Origin of the sequence: Pedobacter jeongneungensis (assembly GCF_000633455.1) — a bacterium.
Lineage (GTDB): Bacteria > Bacteroidota > Bacteroidia > Sphingobacteriales > Sphingobacteriaceae > Pedobacter > Pedobacter jeongneungensis_A.
Genome location: NZ_AYMG01000038.1, coordinates 147,860 through 163,934, shown reverse-complemented (window position 1 = coordinate 163,934; position 16,075 = coordinate 147,860). Strand labels below are relative to the sequence as shown.

The following is a 16,075-nucleotide window of genomic DNA, read 5'->3' as shown; positions in this document are numbered from 1 at the left end:
ATTATGAAAAGGACAAATATCTTCACAATAAAATATCTTTCTCTTTTGTTGATCGCCTCAACAACACTTTTAATTTCGTGTAAAAAATTTCTGGAACCTGAACCTGTTTCTTCATTCAGTCAGAAATTTGTATTCAGCAATGTACCTTATGCGAAGTCTGCCGTTATCGGGATTTACAACAGTTTATCCACACAAAATGCCTACGGCCTTTACCTCAGTGGCTACTATCCGTATGATACCGATGAAATGATGGGCGCCGGAGGTGCTACAAGGGATAATGAGCGGAGAGATCTGGCCCGCTACAATGTAATTTCGTCCAACGGGGGACTTTCCACTGCTTACAGCAACTGTTATGCGGGGATAGAAAGGGCAAACATCTGCATTCAACAAATCCCCCTGATGGATTTATACAGCAATGGCAGTCCGCTTCAGAAAGGCCAGCTTCGAAGACTATACGGGGAAGCACTGACGTTACGTGCCCAGTTTTATTTTGATCTTATCAAACATTGGGGAGATGTGCCGGCTGCCTTTAGTCCTTCAGCAGAATCGGAAAACCTGTTCCTGCCCAAAACAGATAGGGATACCATTTATGACCGTATTATAGGGGACCTGAAAATAGCCTCTGACCTGATGCCCTGGAGGACCGAAGTTGCTACCCTTGGCGATGCCGCAGATGAGCGGTTAACCAAAGGGGCGGTCAAAGCGCTCAGGGCCAGAATTGCACTGGCCAGGGCCGGTTATTCACTAAGAAGATCTCCGCAGCAAATGCAGAGACGCCCGGATTATCTGAAGTATTATACGATAGCAAGAGATGAATGTGCGGAAGTTATGGCACGAAGGGATCAACACAATTTAAACCCAAGCTATAAAGCGGTATGGAAAGACTATGTTTGTAGCAGGCTTGCCAATGAGCCCAATGGAGAACTCATGTTTCAGGTTGCCGAAGGCGGCGCAACCGGAACTACCGATGGGCGTATCGGGATATATAACGGTACCCGCTTTGCGGGAGTGGGGGGCGGCTCTCCGTTGGTGTTACCCACTTATTACTACGCTTTTGATTCTACGGACGTTCGTCGGGACGTAACTGCAGTACCGTACGAAACAAAATCCGACGGTATCAACAGAACCGGTCATGCAATAACCAGCATCTATGACGGTAAGTATCGCAGAGAATGGTGGGCAAATCCTGCCAACCCTACAAATGCAACCCTTTTTTCAGGGATTAACTGGGTGTTGATCCGATTTTCGGACGTTTTGCTAATGTATGCCGAAGCAGTCAATGAAATTAACCATGGCCCAACAGCGGACGCGCTTGCCGCGGTTACCGAGGTCAGTAAAAGGGCGCATAGCGGCAATGCCGCATTAGTGCCAAATATTCCAGCCGATTATGATGGTTTCTTCAAATTCATCGTCAGGGAAAGATACCTCGAGTTCGGTTCCGAAGGTATACGCAAGTATGACCTGATCCGCTGGAATTTGCTGCAAACCGCTTTAAATGAAACCAGAATAAATCTGGGGAATCTTGGGAATGCCACGCCTGTTGCCATGAATGCGCCAAGTTATATGGCTTCACCCGCTGCATATTGTCTGGTCAGCAGCCTCCCGCAGTTCATGTATTATTTTAACACAACTTCTGCGGATGATTCCAGGATATGGGCCAATAGTTTGTATAAACCAGCATCCTCCACTGTTCCTGCCGGAACAACACGTGTGCCCTGGGTTGGATACAATCAGATTAATCCGGTATATACCAGTTTGTTTGCCTTCGCCTTTCAGCCGAATAAAAGTGAGCTCTATCCGATATATATTAATGTAATCAATGCCAGCAGCGGAGTGTTGACCCAGGACTATGGTTATTAAATAAACATTTATCCGCAGCTCGGCCGAGCTGCGGGTTTTTAAAAACTTTAAACCTTCAACTAATGAATAAATCAATTAAGGGAATTTTTTTGGGTTCCCTGACAATACTGGTGCTCCAGGCTTTGGTGGCTTTCGCGATACGCCCAAGGCAAATCAACTTGTTTTTGATTGGCGATTCGACAATGGCAATTAAAAGTAAATCCGCCTATCCCGAAACAGGTTGGGGCATGCCTTTTTGTAAATTTTTCGACAGTACGGTAACCGTATCCAATTTTGCACGAAACGGAAGCAGTACCAGGACTTTTATAAAGGATGGTCTATGGTCGAGCGTGATGGATAAACTTGGGGAAGGTGATTATGTTTTTATCGAATTTGGTCACAATGACGAGGTGCAAACCAAGGCTGCAGCGACAACGGAAACAGAGTTTGCAGATAACCTGCGGAGATTTATTGACGAAACCCGGTCTAAAGGCGGCGTACCTTTATTATTGACTTCCGTAGCCAGGCGCAAATTTGATGCTGAAGGAAACCTTCAGCAAACACACGAGAAATATGCTGCTATCGTGCGCGAACTCGCTGACGAAATGAAGGTTAATTTAATTGACATCGATCGACAGAGCCAGCAGTTGATCCGAAAATTCGGTCCCATCGGTTCTCAGAATTTATTTAATTATCTCGAGCCTTCTCAAAATCCCAATTATCCCAACGGAAGTTCAGATGATACACACCTCAATGAGCTGGGTGCAAGAAAGGTAGCCTGTATTGTCTTGTCGGCTATCAAGCAGATGAACCATGATCTTGCCCAAAGAATTGTCAAGCCTTCAGGGATTAAAAAATAAAACTGCAGATTCATGAAATACATCAGAACCTCAATACTTTTTATAATCGGGCTATTTTGTTCGTCTTTTATAATTCCCGTGCAACAAAAAACAAATGTCTTCCTGGTCGGTGATTCTACTGTATGTCTTTATCCTTCAAGCAGGGCGCCCCTGACAGGGTGGGGTATGCCATTTGCCGATTATTTTGATACCTCAGTTGTTGTTAGTAACTTCGCAAAGGGAGGGCGGAGTACCAAAACCTTTTTAGCTGAAAATTTATGGAAGCCAGTAATCGATAGCCTAAGGGCGGGGGACTATGTTCTGATTCAGTTTGGACATAATGATGAAGCAAAACAGCCTGAATTTGCAGCTCGATACACTCCAGCAAACGATTATCGTAAGAACCTGACACGGATGATCACCGATGTCCGAAGTAAAGGAGGGATACCCATTCTGATAACCCCTGTGAGCAGAATGCGTTTTGATAAAAACGGAGATGCGTTGGAAACCCACCTGGAATACACAGCAGCTGCGATTGAGGTTGGCAGGCAAAGTCAAACCCCGGTCATTAATCTCGATGAAAAAAGCCGGGCACTTTTTCAAAAACTGGGCCCTGAAATTACTGCTCAGCTGTTCATGACCCTTGATGCGCTGGAGCATCCGAATTATCCGCAGGGTAGCCATGACAATACGCATTTCAATGAATATGGTGCCAGGAGAATTGCAGAACTCGTTTTAAGGGATTTGCAGGAAAAACACATCGGCCTATCTGATAGAATGCTCAAAGGTAGAATCAACTGACCATTAGTTTTCAAATATTATGGTGTCTTTTAGGCTTTTTTGAACCGAACAATTACTTTTCTATACAAATACAGGTTATGATGAATAAGCAATATATACTGGTATTTTTGCTGAGCACAATATTCACTGAACTCTTTAGCCAGGGGATTTCTATCCCACGGGATACCAGCTATACTGTTGCCCAGGTGTTCAGGCAAATCCGGAAGGATTATCCCTTTGCGATTCCTGCCAAGGATAGCTTGCCCAAAGGTTTACTGGTATTCAAGAACGTTGTCTACAGCAACTCTGCGGCTTCAAGATTTGGCGTCAGAGATTTGCATCTTGATGTTTACAGGCCGGATAGCCGAAAATTACTCCCTGCCCTGATTATGGTACATGGAGGCGGATGGCGCTCGGGTGATAAACAAATGGAAGTCCCTTTGGCGCAAATGATTGCAAAAAGAGGCTTTGTTAGTATTCCTGTCGAATACCAGCTATCCCCAGAAGCCAAGTATCCCGCCGCAATTTACAATATCAAATCCGCCATCCGATGGCTCAAGGCTAATGCTGAAACTTATGGGATAGATACCAGCAAAATCGTCATTTCCGGTACATCTGCCGGTGGTCAGATAGCTGCTCTGGTTGCAGCGACAAATGGTGTTGCCGCTTTTGAAGGGAACCGCGAAGGCTTAAAAACGTCAAGTGTGGTGAACGCAGTAATCAATATCGACGGAGTAATCAGTTTTCTCGCTCCAGGTTCCTTAAATCTCAACCGGAAACCCGATTCTCCCGATATTCTCTGGCTCGGGGGGGATTTTTCTGAAAAACCAGATGTATGGAAAGAAGCGTCTGCTGGTTTCTGGGCCAATGAAAAAATGGTTCCGATACTATTCTTAAATAGCGGATATTCCCGCTTTCACGCCGGGCAGGATGAATTGATCGCAAGTTTGAACGAGTGGGGCGTTTATTACCAAGTTCACAAAGTAGATGTCAAGGTTCATCCTTTCTGGCTCTTTCATCCATGGGCAGAAAAGACGGCAGATTACATGGTAAGTTTTATGCATAAGATATTTCGTTGAAATTAAATCCCTTAATCATACATTTTCCTGTAACAATGTACTTCTAGATAAGAGAAACGGCGTTTTGAAAATGTCCATCTATAAATTCAAAGCTCCCATAATTTTTACAGGACTTTCATGATAAAAATTTAAATGGAAAAATATTACACGCACAGTAAACTGGTTGCTGAATTTGCCCAAAGAATAGTACAGACAGGGGCGAAGGTCTATCGTTCCGACTTCGGCTATTTTATTTCGCGATCGTTAGGGCCAGTGTCAAATCATTTCATTGGAAAGCCCAGGCGTAATATCCGAAAATCCCTTGCTTTTTTAAGGTTTCGCGCGAACTCGAGGTGTGTGATCAGGGCAAGACTCGGCGTTGCCGAATATCCTGCTATTTACCTCGATAAGGCAGATATGATTAATCAGCAACTGCTGAATCAATGCAATTTCATCACTGTATACCTGCATGAGCAAGATATATATTCTACCTTTGCTTCAGCCAGGCTTGTCCTAGAAGACTCTAATAAGCTTGACGGTTATTACCTGTCGGGATTCCGCACAACTTTATTAACAGACTTAAATTTAATTAGAAAGATTTCTTTTCTTAGTATATACATTATAGGAAAAAATAACCTGTCTGCAAAGTCAAGGAGCTTTTTTAGATGAGTGATTTTAAATACATGGTCTGAAGACCGAATTGCTAAATCTTCTTCTGCCTGCTGACTCCTGTTTATTTATTGTCAATTAATTTTTAACTTTAGGTAAATTATTAAATCTTGCTTTTAATGGCATATCTTCATCTTCTATTGATGATGAATATTGTAGATTGAGTTTGCCATTATTGGTTAGGTTTTGTTTTTTTGAAAAAAATGATACTGATAATTTGATGTAATTTATTGTTTTTTAAATAAAATATATATATTTATATTAAAATCCATTATAAAAATGGATGTTTGTTAAGTATTCAGGAGGAATTCTTTGCTTCAAGCTGATATTATTAAATATTTATTGAAAAATCATTGAAAAGGAACGACCATAAAGAGTTAAGCGATCTGCAATTGGTCTCTCTTATAAAAGAGGGCGATCACATTTCGTTTGCTAACGTTTTCGATCGTCATTGGCATTCGCTCTATGTTCATGCACTAAAAATGCTTGGAAATGAAGAGGAAGCAAAAGATATGGTTCAGGAAGTATTCACCTCTTTATGGAAACAGGGCGATCAGCTTTCGATTCACACAACGCTAAAGGCTTACTTGTTTTCTGCGGTAAGACATAGGGTGCTCAATGAGATCCGTGCTAATGATAGACGTTCCCAATATTATGACAGGTTTGCGCTTTATCTGCAGACTCATCAAACCTCAGTTATTGAGAAAATTCAGTTTCAGGAACTCGAACAGGCCATCGACAAGGTAATCAGTAACCTTCCAGAACGTATGCGGGAAGTTTTTGAAATGAGCCGCAAACAGTCCATGACCAATAAGGAAATTGCCCTCAAAATGAATATTGCCGAAACGACGGTGAAACGCCAGATCAGCAACGCCATACTAATCCTGAAAAATCATCTTTCCAAATCCTACGGGTCTCTGTTTATATTGAGCTACCTGTTTTTAGGCTTTCTTCTGAAATACATTTCTTCAAAATAATGCTGAATATATCCTCCCTTTTTAAGGGGGAATGATCTGGCTAACTTAAGCCAGTCCTTCAAATTGGCTTACATTTATCCGCATGTTAATTTATTTTTAAAAAATAATTAATTCTTCTACATCCTTTGGGGCTGAGTGGTGTCTTTAAAATATATCACTCTCCTATGAACCATAAAGAACAAGCAAAACAACTTATTGATAAATACCTGGAAGGTTCCTGTACACCCGAGGAAGCTGCTCTTGTTGAGCAGTTTTATCTAGAAGAATATCAAAGACAGGATATTTCCAGCTATGCTGTTAATAGTTCACTCAAGGACCAGATATGGCAAAAAACTGCCCAGGCAAAATCTGCATCAAAAAAGCGTTTCTTTCGCCTCATTTATTATGGAGCTGCCGCAAGTTTAGCAGGATTGGTTTTTTTTGCCAGCCTCTACTTTAAATCCCCTCCACCAAAACAAAATCTATTGATCAGTAAGTCGGGTAGAATTTTACCTGGCCAGGATAAAGCAATGTTGGTTCTTGCCGATGGTTCAAGAATCACGCTGGATAATTCCACCAATGGTCAGCTAGCTGTACAAGCGGGGACACAGATCGTCCAGTCCGATAATCAGATTATTTATACGCAGCATGAACAAGCAACTGAGGGACCCGTAGGAACAAATGCAATTGAAATACCCCGGGGCGGTAAGTTTCATATGGTGCTCCCAGATGGAACAGGGGTGTGGCTGAACTCCATGTCGTCCCTGAAATATCCAATAAGGTTCACGGGTAAAAATCGTGTGGTTGAGCTCAGCGGTGAGGCATATTTTGAGGTTAAACATGATCGTAGTCATCCTTTCCTGGTCAATACTGCAGATCAGCAAATAGAAGTTCTGGGGACCCATTTTAATGTTAATGCATATGATGATGAACCATCCGTTCGAACAACGCTTTTAAACGGAAGTGTGAGGGTAAAACCTAAGAATGGTATTCTCAAGCTGTTGGTTCCAGGGCAGCAGTCCATCCTGTCTAACGGCCAGATTGAAATTATAAAAGCTGACCAGGACCAGGTAATGGCTTGGAAAAATGGTGATTTTGTCTTTACTAACTCTTCCTTAAAGGAAATCATGAGGCAAATCAGTCGCTGGTATGATGTTGATATCGAATTTAGGGATGATGTAGGGAAGATAGCCTTCGGAGGTTCTATTTCCAGATCCAGAGGTATAAAAGATATTCTTAAAACATTAGAATCTACGCAGGCTGTACACTTTTTAATAGAAGAAAGGAGGGTTATCGTGAAGCGCTAAGATTAATGAACCACAGGATAACCACAAAAAAACCGGAAGCGCTCCAACGCTCCCGGCTCAATACGGTTATCTTTTAATCAATTGATTCCAACAACTATTTAAACTATAACCAAACAAATGTATAAAATTTACACCAATAACTGGTTTCGGTCAGTAGCTTTCCCTATATGTGAAAAGTTAGAAAATGGAGGAAATTCACCCGATCGATTCCCATTAAGATACTGGATAATGCGATTTAACCTAACCTGTATTTGTCTATTCGCATGTTTCATGCAGCTATCCTTTGCTGCTGAAGGTCAATCACTTACCATTTCTAAAAAGTCGGCACCATTGGTGGAGATATTTAAGGATATCAAAATTCAGACTGGTTACGACTTCATCTACCAGGTTGACTTGTTCAAAACAGCAAAGCCGGTTGATATCAATGTTGTCAACAAATCTGTTAAAGAAGTACTTGACAGATGTTTTGCTGATCAGCCATTTACCTATCGGTTAGAATCAAAAACAGTAGTGGTTCTTGCAAAAACAAAGATTCCAATGCCTGAAAATGCCAAACAGGTAGTTTTTAGAGGGAAAATCGTGGATTCTGTCGGAAATGGCCTTCCGGGCGCCACAGTGAAAAACGTTAGAACCAATATCGCGACCACAACGGATAACAATGGTAACTTCTCCTTGTTTGCTAATGTAGGCGATCAGATTTCAATAAATTTCATAGGCTACAACTCCGCAATGTACACCGTACCTGCCGAAACGGGAAAGGTAGTTGTAATTACTCTATCGTTCAGCATCAGGGCACTTCAGGAAGTTGTGGTGACCTCTGGTTATCAAACCATCAAGAAAGATCTTGCCACTGGTTCATTCCAGCACATAGGTGAAGATATTCTTTCTAAACGCCCGGTATCTGATTTGTCAACAGTGCTTCAGGGAGTTGCGACGGGGGTTCAGGCGAAGCAAAATGCTGATGGGACAATGAATATTCTCATTCGCGGTGCTGGAACAATGTATGCTGGTACTGGTCCATTAGTTGTCGTAGACGGTTTTCCCATCCAAAATGCGGCAGGAACGAATGCCGATTTTTCATCGATCAACCCAAATGATGTAGAAAGCATTGATATCTTGAAGGACGCGGCTGCGGCTGCAATCTGGGGTGCCCGCTCTGCAAATGGGGTTATCGTAATAACCACAAAAAAGGGTAAAGGCAAAAATGGGTTGACAATCGATGGAAGTGTATTTACCAGGATTTCCGAAAAAACCGACCTTAATCAATATCTGGCCACTGCAAGTTCAGCGGATATGATCCGATATGAAAAACTAGCGGCCCAAAATAACTTATATTTTGCAACTAATGTATATACTGGTGGAGCTTCTTTTCCACTCGATCAGTCCCTACCACTGACGCTTGCTCAACGAGCGATTTACGCCAACCGCTATGGTCAGCTGTCTACCGGAGCAATGAACACAACGCTCGATAGCCTTAGTTTGATTAACAACCGTAGTCAGATTCAGGACTTATTGATGCGTAGGGCCATTGTTAATCAGTACAACGTTAACTTCTCTGCCAACACCGAGCGCTCGAAAACCTATTCATCCTTGTTATTTGAAAACAATCAGACCCGCTACCAGGGTACGGGAAATCAGCGTTATAGCATCAATTTAAGTAATGAATATAAGGTAGCCAAATTCCTGACCTTCAACTTTGGTATGTTTGTTCAGTACAATGCCCAGAAAAATAGCGGTGCGACCAATGCGGAGATCCAATCTCTCTCGCCCTACGAAACATTATTGAACCCTAACGGACTGTATTCAATCAATGTAGGTACCCGAAACGATTATGCCTTATCACTACTTCCACTGAGCAGGTTTCCGTATCCCGATTGGAACTACAATCTTCTTCGTGAGACTAGAGCGCGTGATCTCGATACGAAAAGCTATCTGGCCAGAATACAAACTGGATTTGTAGCTAAACTACTTCCTGGATTGACGTTCAATACCAGTTTACAGTATGAGCGGGGGAGAATAGATGTCAACAATTACTACAGTGATGACACCTATTATGTCCGCAATATGGTTAACCAATATGTACAGTACAATAATACAACCAAGACAGTGGGCACGGTGTATCTTCCTAAAGGTGGTATTAATCAGTATAGCAACACCAATTCTGCGAACTATTTATTCAGAAATCAATTCAGTTACGATAAGCTGATCGGTAAACACAGGATTTCAGCTTCGGCCGGTACGGAAATTACAAATAACCGTACAGATTTAAGAACAGATCCATGGCAATATGGCTATAATCCAGCGACACTTCAATCGACAGTACCTCAATATGGTTACGGCAGTGCAGTGGACCAGTATTACCAGTTCACGAGTGTGAACCCAGGCGCGACCTTATCTGGAGGTAATACAACGCTATCTTATAGCTTGAACCGTTACGTTTCTTTATATAGCTTAGCCAGTTATACTTATGACGATAAATATACATTGTCAGCGAGCGCAAGAAGCGATGCCTCAAATTATATCACCAAAGATCCCTCGCTAAGGTGGTCACCATTCTGGACCATCGGCGGATCGTGGAATGCAAAAAATGAAGCCTTTGCGCAAAGGATAGGATGGCTCGATCGTTTAATCCTACGTGCCACCTATGGTAGCACCGGTAACACCGTGACCTCAAGTTCTACAAGTACATTATTATCTGTTGGATCAGCTCCGGATGTTACAACGGGGACGATTACTGCTAGCATTGCTGATAATGGTAATCCAACCTTAAGGTGGGAGCGTACGGTAAGCACAAACATCGGATTGGATTATTCGATGTTCAATGGACGCTTGTTTGGTACCGTCGAGGTATATAATAAGCAAGGTAAGGACATTACAGGTATTATCAAGTTGGCATCTACTACAGGCACCAATCAGCAACGTTTCAATAATGCTGAGATTTCTAACCGCGGTATCGAGCTTGAGCTGGGCTCCAGGGGAAATATTGGGGCAACAGGCCTAAGCTACAATACATCGCTTCAGTATAGCTATAACAGAAACAGGATTACAAGCCTATTTTTTCCTCAGCGGTTAGCGAATGCGATGAGGGATCCTGCAACAACTTATATCGAAGGAATGCCCTTGAACGCTGTCTACTCTTTTGTCTATTCTGGAATGCAAAACGGTGTGCCAACAATCATCGGTCCCAATGGCACATCTGTAAATATAGCGCTGATATCTAACTACATGACAAGTCCGGGTGAGCAGTTTATGGTTTACCAAGGAACAACCACCCCACCGACGATTTTGAGCTATCGCGCTTCATTGGGCTATAAGAATTTTAACCTAACAGCTTTCTTTACCGGAAACTTGGGCGGGGTTTATCGCAATCCTACTTTTAATTATGCAACAGCGTGGAGTGGGTCGACCAAAACCCAGGTTAATAGATGGGTGGCTGATGTTTTTGCAGGCAGCACCAGCGTACCAGGCTTCCCGATGCAGAATTCAAATGACTTCTACCTCTGGTCGACGTCCTATCCGATACTTAATACACTAACCGAGAGTTCATCCTACATTCAGTGTTCGAACGTGATGTTGGATTATTCACTACCAAAAGATCTCATTAGAAAGGCAGGTTTAAGAAATGTCAGGGTTTTTCTTCAGGGAACCGACCTGGGGATGATTTATGTTGCCAACAGAAATAAGTATAATCCGGATTATCTGCCAGGAACAGAACGTCCGCTGAGATCCTATACTATCGGTGCAAACATTGGGTTTTAGTACAAGCGACTATTAAAAAAGAATGAAGATGAAAACAAATAAAATTATGATCGCCCTAGCGATGATAACATTAGGTTCTGTGACCTCTTGCAAAAAATACCTTTCCGAAGCCCCACGCGTGCTTGCTGAAATTAAGACTGCAGACCAGCTGCTGGCACTTGAAGATAACTCGTTGAATGTATTGACTGCCCAATATCCAAACTTTGTGGACAATGGTAGTGAATACATATTTTCCCATGCCACGGATGATACTGATATCAGTCAGGCGCTCTATAAATCAAATAGCGCATTAAGTTCGTTCAGCCCTGCTGTGATCAGTACCTATCTGTTTGATGTGCCCACCATTGCAAACCAAACTTCTGATACCTTTTATACTGCCCAGTATAGAAAAATATTCACCGCGAATGTGATTCTCGCCAATGTTGACGATGTAACTGGCTCAGATGCAACAAAGAACCTGGTAAAGGCCAATGCATATTTTATCAGAGCCTACGCCTATTGGCTGCTGGTCAACTACTACTGCAAGCCATATGCTTCAGCAAACTTGTCCGGACCTGGAATGCCCATTAAAAAGACAACCGACTATGCCGAATCCATTTCGAGGTCCACATTGCAGGAGACTTATGATCAGATACTTTCTGATGTAACTCAGGCCCAGTCCTATGCTACTTATGACGATGTTCAAGCAAACTTGCGTTGGAGGGTAAGTAAGACCGCTATTGATGCTTTCTTAAGTAGATACTACCTGTTCACAGGTGACTATGCAAAGTCAATTCAGTATGCAAACAGTGCGCTTGCAAAACCGGTTGCTCAGCTAGTAGATTACAATACCATAGCACAAGGCACCCCGGCAACTTACAGTAACCCATCTGTGACGCTGAACTATTCAGAACTAAATGGATGGAACTACACCTCCGCTACCAACAGGATATTGACATGGCCAGAGTTTTATTTTCCTAGAGTTCGATCATCTTCTGCCCAGTTCCTGATTCCAAGCCCTTCACTGATTGCACTGTATGATCAATCCAACGACCTTAGGTTCAAATGGTTTATCATTCCAGATGGAGGGAGACGGTTTACAGTAGTTACACCATCGACATATAGATATACACAGTTTAATGATGGGATATGGAATATTGAGGGACCATCCATTGCGGAAGTTTTACTGAACAAAGCTGAAGCCTGCGCGAGGATCAACGACTTATCCGGTGCAACAGGTGCAATTAACACACTCCGTGCTAAACGTTTTAAAACGGGCTTTTCTTATACGCTTTCTTTATCCACTCAGGGAGATGCATTAACAAAAGTATTACAGGAAAGACGCCGCGAGTTGCCATTCACGTTCAGGTTTCTGGATATACGCAGATTTGGCGCAAATAGTGATCCCTCGGACGATGTTACCGTTACCCGTACCTTTTATAAGGCTACAAATGGGATCGTGGATTTGAATACGCCGCAGACCTATATTTTTAACCCAGTCAACATGGTCGTACCTTTCAATAATTTGGAAATTGCAAATAGCCAGGGGCAAATTGTACAAAATGCTTATCAATAATATGTAGCTAAACTTGCACCATCTCGCGACAAATTAAGAAGGTGGTGTTTGTTGCTGAGGAAATACACAAAAATGAAGATGATGAACAATAAATTAAAGCGCAGCATACTTGCTGCAACTTTGGCCATCACTGGCCTATCTGCCTTTGCGCAGCATGGTGATCAACCTGCATCGACAGATAAAAATGAAATTGCGCGCTTGAAGGCTAAAGTTGAAAATGCTCCTGATAGCCTGACTTATCAGCGGGAATATATCAAAGCTGTAGGAATTGATACCAAAGAAATCGACGCCCAGTATGCGAAATGGATTCAAAAATATCCCAAATCGGATGTTTTCCCATTTGCCTTGGGCGAAGCCTTTACTAAAATTGAGAGCCCAAAGGCCAAACCATTTCTGCTAGAGGCTGTGAAACGCAATCCGAAGAATGCCAAAGCGTGGGGTGCACTATCCGAGGACAGTCAGCGCTGGGGCGATTTTAACGCGGGGGAGAAGTACTTACAAAAAGCGATGGAAGCAGATCCTACAAATAGTGATTTTGCCTTTCGTTATACCCAAAAATTTTCGGAAGATTGGAAAGAATATCAAAGGGTTAGTCTGGATTATTCCAAACGCTTCCCTGAGAACTGGACGGCAACCGCTGCAATTTTGCTTCTCGGGATAAAGGCACCCACATATGAAGAGAAAATCAAATATCTTGATATGGCTTATCGCAATGCAAGTATCGAGACCAACCCTTCAGCCGGGGTTGCCGCATTCCGTTTGTTTAATGCCCTATTAGAAAAGTATCCTCAACGAGCACTAGACTTAGCAAGGGAATTGTCCTCGAAACCCAAAGTTGCTGAACAGTGGCTTAAAAATATCGAGTTGGCCGAGCAATTTATAGCTGCCAGAAATTTCCTTGATCAGGGCAAGGGAGCGGATGCACTCCCAATTATTGAAAAACTTAAGTTTAGCCGGTATGTTAAACCAAGCCAATTGGTGCTGGCAATGAAAGCTGAGGCTATAGACGAAACTGGCAACACACAGGCAGCCTACGACACTTTGCTGACTGCGCTCAGCAAAAATCCTAAAGTTTTTATTTATGAAAAGCTGTCCAAATATGCCAGCAAATTATCCAAGTCGAAATCAGATCTTACTCGGGATATCATAAGCCAGCTTACGAGGGTAGCGCAACCTGCCACAGATTTTAGTCTGAAGCGTTATGTGGGAAGTGGAAATGCCTCGCTCAAGGATTTTCAAGGTAAGGCGGTTTTACTTACCTATTGGTTTCCAGGCTGTGGACCTTGTAGGGGGGAATTTCCACATTTCCAGCGTGTGGTTAACCAATTTGGCGCAGATAAACTTGCTTATATCGGTCTAAACATAGCACCAGAACAAAATGAATATGTAGTTCCGTTCTTAAAGCAAAGCGGATATTCATTTCAGGCACTTGAAGATGTAAAAGGTAGGAAAAAAGGCAATCTCGACAACCGAACTGCAGCGCCTGTCAATTTCATAATTGATGGAAAAGGCAGAATTTTATTTTCAAATTTTATGATCGACGATTTGGAAGCTGAAGCAGATCTCAAACTAATGATTGATCTCGCTGTCAATTCGAGCAACTCTTAATTGTGAATAAACCAGAGTTTATGAAATACGTAAAAAAAATCCTAATTCCCTTATTTGTCCTCGCTTTGCTTTCTACTAGCGCAAGCGCTCAGATATTTAAACCTGTGAAATGGAGTTATGCTTCAAAGCGGACTGGGAAAAATGAAGCAATATTATTCATACGGGCAGTAATTGATCAGGGATGGCATATATATTCGCAGGATATGACTGCTGGCAGTGGCCCTGTGAAAACAAGTTTTCAATTCGTTGCCGATAAGCTGTATAAGCTTGATGGAAAAGTTTCTGAACCCCAATCAAAAAAAGTGTTTGATCCAAATTTTAACATGGTACTGGAATTTTTGGAGGGTTCTGTAACTTTCCAACAGAAGATCAAGCTTTCTTCAGGTACACCAACGAAAGTTTCTGGCTCAGTACATTTTATGGTATGTGATGAGGAGCGCTGCCTTCCCCCGGAAGACGTAAAATTTTCAATACTCGTAAAGTAAATCTATAAATAAATTAAATATTAAAACAATGAAAAAAAATATCTTAAGTGTCCTATCTTTTCTTCCTGTGTTTGCTTTTGCACAAACGGGTGAATTTAAAATCAACGGTCAGGTAGGTCAAGTAGGTAAGCCTGCCATGGCTTATTTGAGTTACCGATTGTCCGGGAAAAATGTGATGGATTCTGTGGCAATTGAAAATGGAGCTTTCCAGTTCGCTGGTAAGCTTGCCTCTCCAGTAAGGGTTCAGGTAATTCTTGACCACCAGGGGCTGGGGCTGAAAAAGCTTGGAAGAACACCTGATTATAAATTTGTCTACATCGAAAGCGGTAACATTAAGTTATCCTCCGCTGATTCTGTAAAAAAGGCTACTGTCACAGGCTCGAAAATCAATGAAGAATATCTCGCCTACCAGAAGACCTTAGCTCCTGGTGATAAAAAAAGAGCAGCCCTAAATGCTGAATATGTGGCAGCAGGTACGGAAAAGCAAAAAGATACAGTTTTTGTCAATGATATCCGGAAACGCTTCAACCAGGCTACCGAAGAACGTCAAGCCCTTCAATATGAATATATCAAGAAAAACCCAAATTCATTTTTGAGCCTAGATGCGCTAATGGAAGTTGCCGGCGCTTCTATCGATCCGGACAAAATCAGCCCGATTTTCAATAGCCTATCCCCAAATGTTCGTAAAAGCGATAAAGGTGCAGAGTTTGCGAAAGCCATCGCACTTGCGCGTGCAACTACGGTAGGCAAGATGGCTCCCGACTTTACGCAGAATGATACCGATGGCAAACCTGTCAGCCTGAGTTCTTTCCGTGGAAAATATGTATTGCTTGACTTCTGGGCAAGTTGGTGTGGACCCTGCAGGGCAGAAAATCCAAATGTTGTTGTAGCTTACAATAAATACAAAAACCTGAATTTTACTGTACTTGGTATCTCACTTGATCAGCCTGGAAAGAAGGATTCTTGGTTAGCCGCTATCAAGGCTGATGGCCTCAATTGGACGCAGTTGTCCGATTTGAAATTTTGGGATAATGATGTTGCTAAGCTATATGGGATAGCTTCAATTCCACAAAACTATTTGATCGATCCTGCTGGAAAAATTATTGCAGTTAATCTTCGAGGACAAGCTTTACAGGACAAGCTTGGTGAGTTACTTAATAAAACCAATGGTAAATAAATCCTTTAAAATACTCATCGTTACTGCTATCTGGTAGTAATGA

General features: G+C 42.3%; 12 protein-coding genes. All 12 read left to right on the top strand.

The features are described 5' to 3' along the window. Positions 1-3 precede the first annotated feature (3 nt). The 12 genes from U859_RS0127985 (at position 4) to U859_RS0127930 (ending at position 16,032) form a co-directional block, all read left to right on the top strand. Positions 4-1,860 (top strand): RagB/SusD family nutrient uptake outer membrane protein, encoded by a 1,857-nt coding sequence (locus U859_RS0127985; protein ID WP_025146525.1) that lies wholly within the window; start codon positions 4-6, stop codon positions 1,858-1,860. Positions 1,861-1,922: 62 nt separating this feature from the next. Continuing rightward, a complete protein-coding gene (locus U859_RS0127980) occupies positions 1,923-2,699 on the top strand; it encodes a rhamnogalacturonan acetylesterase (protein WP_025146524.1) in 777 nt (258 codons plus the stop codon). Positions 2,700-2,711: 12 nt separating this feature from the next. Further along, positions 2,712-3,479, top strand: a complete 768-nt coding sequence (locus tag U859_RS0127975) for a rhamnogalacturonan acetylesterase (RefSeq protein ID WP_029986243.1) — start codon at positions 2,712-2,714, stop codon at positions 3,477-3,479. Positions 3,480-3,556: 77 nt separating this feature from the next. After that, the gene (locus U859_RS0127970; protein ID WP_205314449.1) at positions 3,557-4,537 is read left to right on the top strand and encodes an alpha/beta hydrolase; all 981 of its coding nucleotides are present in this window, start codon (positions 3,557-3,559) and stop codon (positions 4,535-4,537) included. 132 nt (positions 4,538-4,669) lie between these two features. Next, entirely contained in the window at positions 4,670-5,185 is a 516-nt protein-coding gene (locus tag U859_RS0127965; RefSeq protein WP_025146521.1) for a hypothetical protein, read from the top strand. 353 nt (positions 5,186-5,538) lie between these two features. Then, entirely contained in the window at positions 5,539-6,162 is a 624-nt protein-coding gene (locus U859_RS0127960) for an RNA polymerase sigma factor (RefSeq protein WP_025146520.1), read from the top strand. Between the two features lie 164 nt (positions 6,163-6,326). Continuing rightward, complete coding sequence (locus tag U859_RS0127955) at positions 6,327-7,448, top strand: FecR family protein (RefSeq protein WP_025146519.1); 1,122 nt, start codon at positions 6,327-6,329, stop codon at positions 7,446-7,448. Between the two features lie 270 nt (positions 7,449-7,718). Further along, positions 7,719-11,207: a SusC/RagA family TonB-linked outer membrane protein gene (locus U859_RS0127950; protein ID WP_025146518.1), complete on the top strand. Its 3,489-nt coding sequence runs from the start codon at positions 7,719-7,721 to the stop codon at positions 11,205-11,207. A 28-nt stretch (positions 11,208-11,235) separates the two neighbouring features. Continuing rightward, the gene (locus U859_RS0127945) at positions 11,236-12,762 is read left to right on the top strand and encodes a RagB/SusD family nutrient uptake outer membrane protein (protein ID WP_025146517.1); all 1,527 of its coding nucleotides are present in this window, start codon (positions 11,236-11,238) and stop codon (positions 12,760-12,762) included. A gap of 78 nt (positions 12,763-12,840) precedes the next feature. Further along, positions 12,841-14,370: a redoxin domain-containing protein gene (locus tag U859_RS0127940; RefSeq protein ID WP_162800069.1), complete on the top strand. Its 1,530-nt coding sequence runs from the start codon at positions 12,841-12,843 to the stop codon at positions 14,368-14,370. Between the two features lie 20 nt (positions 14,371-14,390). Continuing rightward, a complete protein-coding gene (locus tag U859_RS0127935) occupies positions 14,391-14,855 on the top strand; it encodes a protein-disulfide reductase DsbD domain-containing protein (protein WP_025146515.1) in 465 nt (154 codons plus the stop codon). 28 nt (positions 14,856-14,883) lie between these two features. Then, positions 14,884-16,032 (top strand): TlpA disulfide reductase family protein, encoded by a 1,149-nt coding sequence (locus U859_RS0127930; protein ID WP_025146514.1) that lies wholly within the window; start codon positions 14,884-14,886, stop codon positions 16,030-16,032. The last annotated feature ends 43 nt before the right edge of the window (positions 16,033-16,075 follow it).

Bases quoted from the DNA above. Each gene is read 5' to 3' on its own strand.
- U859_RS0127940 (WP_162800069.1), top strand. From the start codon at position 12,841: ATGATGAACAATAAATTAAAGCGCAGCATACTTGCTGCAACTTTGGCC.
- U859_RS0127985 (WP_025146525.1), top strand. From the start codon at position 4: ATGAAAAGGACAAATATCTTCACAATAAAATATCTTTCTCTTTTGTTG.
- U859_RS0127930 (WP_025146514.1), top strand. From the start codon at position 14,884: ATGAAAAAAAATATCTTAAGTGTCCTATCTTTTCTTCCTGTGTTTGCT.
- U859_RS0127975 (WP_029986243.1), top strand. From the start codon at position 2,712: ATGAAATACATCAGAACCTCAATACTTTTTATAATCGGGCTATTTTGT.
- U859_RS0127980 (WP_025146524.1), top strand. From the start codon at position 1,923: ATGAATAAATCAATTAAGGGAATTTTTTTGGGTTCCCTGACAATACTG.
- U859_RS0127970 (WP_205314449.1), top strand. From the start codon at position 3,557: ATGATGAATAAGCAATATATACTGGTATTTTTGCTGAGCACAATATTC.
- U859_RS0127945 (WP_025146517.1), top strand. From the start codon at position 11,236: ATGAAAACAAATAAAATTATGATCGCCCTAGCGATGATAACATTAGGT.
- U859_RS0127935 (WP_025146515.1), top strand. From the start codon at position 14,391: ATGAAATACGTAAAAAAAATCCTAATTCCCTTATTTGTCCTCGCTTTG.
- U859_RS0127965 (WP_025146521.1), top strand. From the start codon at position 4,670: ATGGAAAAATATTACACGCACAGTAAACTGGTTGCTGAATTTGCCCAA.
- U859_RS0127955 (WP_025146519.1), top strand. From the start codon at position 6,327: ATGAACCATAAAGAACAAGCAAAACAACTTATTGATAAATACCTGGAA.
- U859_RS0127950 (WP_025146518.1), top strand. From the start codon at position 7,719: ATGCAGCTATCCTTTGCTGCTGAAGGTCAATCACTTACCATTTCTAAA.